Origin of the sequence: Meiothermus sp., assembly GCF_025060375.1 — a bacterium.
Classification (GTDB): Bacteria; Deinococcota; Deinococci; order Deinococcales; family Thermaceae; genus Meiothermus.
Genome location: NZ_JANXCG010000059.1, coordinates 1 through 3,379, shown reverse-complemented (window position 1 = coordinate 3,379; position 3,379 = coordinate 1). Strand labels below are relative to the sequence as shown.

4 protein-coding genes and 1 other RNA gene are annotated in these 3,379 nt (G+C 65.5%); 1 reads left to right on the top strand and 4 read right to left on the bottom strand.

Going from position 1 to position 3,379, the window contains the following annotated elements; genetic code table 11:
* The 3 genes from NZ849_RS07645 to NZ849_RS07635 form a co-directional block, all read right to left on the bottom strand.
* The coding region (locus NZ849_RS07645; RefSeq protein ID WP_295405799.1) for a hypothetical protein at window positions 1–200 on the bottom strand (200 nt) is incomplete at its 3' end.
* Window positions 201–440: 240 nt separating this feature from the next.
* Window positions 441–798: RNase P RNA component class A (gene rnpB / locus NZ849_RS07640), an RNA gene on the bottom strand.
* Between the two features lie 34 nt (window positions 799–832).
* Window positions 833–1,228 (bottom strand): GatB/YqeY domain-containing protein, encoded by a 396-nt coding sequence (locus NZ849_RS07635; RefSeq protein ID WP_295405797.1) that lies wholly within the window; start codon window positions 1,226–1,228, stop codon window positions 833–835.
* A 40-nt stretch (window positions 1,229–1,268) separates the two neighbouring features.
* Between NZ849_RS07635 and purH the strand changes: the two genes are divergently transcribed.
* On the top strand, window positions 1,269–2,777 hold the full coding sequence (purH, locus tag NZ849_RS07630) for a bifunctional phosphoribosylaminoimidazolecarboxamide formyltransferase/IMP cyclohydrolase (RefSeq protein WP_295405795.1): 1,509 nt from the start codon (window positions 1,269–1,271) through the stop codon (window positions 2,775–2,777).
* On the opposite strand, the gene NZ849_RS07625 is transcribed toward purH, so the two are convergent.
* A partial coding sequence (locus tag NZ849_RS07625; RefSeq protein ID WP_295405793.1) for an EamA family transporter occupies window positions 2,767–3,379 on the bottom strand: 613 nt, incomplete at its 5' end. The genes purH and NZ849_RS07625 overlap by 11 nt on opposite strands.

Here is a 3,379-nt window from a genome sequence, read left to right as displayed (position 1 = left end):
AGGCCAGCGGCAAGCCAAGGCTTGCGTCTGTGGGCGGCGAGGCCTGCAGCGCCAAGAAGGCCCAGCAAGCCAAGCAAATCGTTGGCGAATACCAAGGAGATGTGCGAATAGTTGTCGCTCTCAATAAAAACCTGGGACATCAACGCCCCCAACAGGGCGAAGATGGCTCCGGAAATAATCTGGCCTGGGGATAGCTGCATCCTAAAATGCCACTAAAGCTTTGCCTACAGCTACAGCTCTCTGCCGTTGCCTTTGCAGACTGGGGCTTCTTCTGGGGCGCTGTGGAGCTTTTCAGGTTGGAAGGCCTCTTGAGTACCTTTGGTGCTCCCGGCTGACCCAAGCCTCACCGAAGAGTGGGGTAGTGGCAACCGGAAATCCAACTAAGAGCATCCTAATCGTCTTGATAACAGAGGAGAGCCCACCCAGGGGGTAGGCTCTCCTCCGTGGGAAGAGGCGTAAGCCGGGTTCTGTTTCCACGGTCATCTCTCTGGGATGGCTGTCGCCAGCCACCTCTAGCGTCCCTGCCAGCGGTGCTGTCGGGTCGGGCCAACCCTCCCTGCTGGGCTTACGGGACTTGCACCGGATGGGGTTTGCCGAGCTCCCCCTGTTGCCAGAGGGACTGGTGCGCTCTTACCGCACCGTTTCACCCTTGCCGGATGCGCCGCGGGGCGCACCTGGCGGTCTGCTTTCTGTTGCACTTTCCGTCGGGTTACCCCGCCCAGCCGTTAGCTGGCATCCTGCCCTGTGGTGCCCGGACTTTCCTCAGGCATGGCCGCCCGCGACCGTGCCCTCTTCCCACAACGCCAATTCTAGCACCCCTCGCTGGGAGTGCCTACCCTTTGACCAACCGCTCCACCACCCGCCGCACCCGTTCTCCCGGAGCGGCTGGCCCTAGCGCCCTGGTGGCCAGACCAACCGCGGCCATAGGGGACTTGAGCTGGGAGAAATCCACGTTGGCCCGGATCCAGGCCTCAATCTCCTCCTCGCTCATCTCCTTGGGCAGGTACCGGTCCAGAAAGGCCAGCTCAAAGGCGTTCTGGTTTTCCTCGGCGGTGACCCTCAGGGCCTTGAGGATTTTCACTGCCTCGGCATCGGGCAAGGGACGCCCGTCGCCCTTGCGGTCCAGCTCAGCCTTGACCACTCGAGCGTAGTCGCGGCTCTGCACGTCCCCCCGCTTCATGGCCTCCACGATCTCCCTCCTGATGGCCTCGTAAATCGCGGTGCTCATAGCCCTAGTCTAGCGCCACTGGCCTTATGATAGGCCGGGTATGCGTGCGTTGCTTTCCGTCTCGGATAAGGCCGGTCTGGAGGATTTTGCCCGGGGGCTGGTGGAGCTGGGGTTTGAGCTTATCTCCACCGGGGGCACCCAAAGGGCGCTGGAGGCGGCCGGACTGCCCGTGACCCATGTTTCCCAGATAACCGGTTTTCCCGAGATTTTGGGAGGACGGGTCAAAACCCTGCACCCCCGCATCCACGCCGGCCTCCTGGCGGCCAGGACCCCGGCCCATGAGGCCGAGCTGAGGGCCCACGACCTCCTGCGCATAGACCTGCTCTGCGTGAACCTCTACCCCTTCCAGAAGACTGTGGCTCGGGGGGCGTCCTTTGAGGAGTGCTTGGAGAACGTAGACATCGGAGGCCCGGCCATGCTCCGGGCAGCGGCCAAGAACCACGAGGCGGTGCTGCCGGTTTGCGACCCCAGCGACTACCCGGCGGTGCTCCAGGCCCTTCGCACAGGGGTTAGCAGCGAGTTTCGCCGCAGGCTTGCCTACAAGGCCTTTGCCCACACCGCGGCCTACGACGCGGCAATCGCCGATTTCCTGGCCCCGGAGAAATTCCCCCCCACCAAGGTCCTGGCCCTGGAGCGGGTTCCGGGGGTGGAGCTGCGCTACGGGGAGAACCCCCACCAGGAGGCGGCCCTGTACGCGCGGGTAGGGCAGCGGGGGCCGGTGCTGAACGCCCGGGTGCGCTCTGGGAAGCCCATGGGCTTCAACAACTATGCCGATGCCGAGGCGGCCTGGGCGCTGGTGCAGGAGTTTGAACGGCCGGCGTGCGTGGTCGTGAAGCACGCCAACCCCTGCGGGGTGGCCCTGGCCGATGGCCCCCAGGCTGCTTGGGAGCGGGCTAGGGATGCCGACAGCCTTTCGGTTTTTGGCGGCGTGGTGGCCTTCAACCGGCCGGTGGACCTGGGGACCGCCCAGGCTACCCGGGGGACGTTCCTGGAGGTGTTGGTGGCCCCGGAGGTGGACCCCGAGGCGCTGGCGTGGTTTCGCCGCAAGAAGCCCGACCTGAGGGTGTTGGAGGTTGTGCCAGGGGACTTTGAGCCGCAGGAGTATCGCCCCTTGATGGGGGGTTTTTTAGCCCAGGACCGCGATGGGCGGCGCTGGGAGGAGCTCGAGCTCACCTACGTGACCGAGCGAATCCCCACCCCTCAGGAGCTTTTGGACCTGAAGTTTGCCTGGTACGTGGTCAAGCATGCCCGCTCCAACAGCGTGGTGCTGGCCCGGGAAGGGGTTACGGTGGGGGTTGGCACAGGGGCGGTAAGCCGCATCTGGGCTGCCGAGCGGGCCTTGCAGAACGCGGGGGATAGGGCTCGAGGTGCGGTGCTGGCCTCGGAAGCCTTCTTCCCCTTCGACGATGTGGTGCGGGCGGCGGCCGCGGCCGGGGTTAGCGCCATCGTTCAGCCGGGGGGGGCCAAGCGGGACGAGGAGGTTATCCGCGCCTGCAACGAGCTGGGCGTGGCCATGGTCTTTACCGGCTCCCGCCACTTCAAGCACTAGGGGGCGTCGGCCTTGACTGGCCCTTGAAGACCAGCCCCACCCCTACCAGCACCAGCGCAGAGCCGGCCAGCGTCCACAGGCCGATGGGTTCCTTGAGGAGGAGCCAGCCCAGCAGGAGGGCGAAGACCGGGTTGACGTAGGCATAGGTGGTGACCAGGCTCAGGGGCAGGAGCCGCACCGCCAGGATGTAGGAGGTGTAGGCGATCAGGGAGGCGAACACGATGAGGTAGAGGTTGGCGGCCCAGCCGAGCAGGTTGGGGGCGGCCCAGTCTTCCCCGAGGGCCCAGGAGAGCAGGAGGAAGCCCAAGCCGCCGAAGAGCTGCTGGTAGCCCGAGACCACCTCCGGGCGCAGGTCGGGGGCTTTGCGCTGAGTGTAGAGCGTCCCGCCTGCCCACATCAGGGGCGATAGGATCAGCAGCAAAGAGGCCAGCAGGTGGGTGGGGGCGCCCTCGCTGAGCTGGGGTGCGTTGAGAAGAAAAATTCCTGCCAGCCCCACCAAGAGCCCTGCCAGTAGGAGTTTGGGAGGCCGCCGCCGCTCGAGCAGGCCCTCCAGGAGGGCCGTCCAGATGGGGGTGGTGGCGATCATGAGGGCCACGTAGCCC

Coding starts and splice junctions, on each gene's coding strand:
- NZ849_RS07635 (WP_295405797.1), bottom strand. CDS start 1,228: ATGAGCACCGCGATTTACGAGGCCATCAGGAGGGAGATCGTGGAGGCC.
- purH (WP_295405795.1), top strand. CDS start 1,269: ATGCGTGCGTTGCTTTCCGTCTCGGATAAGGCCGGTCTGGAGGATTTT.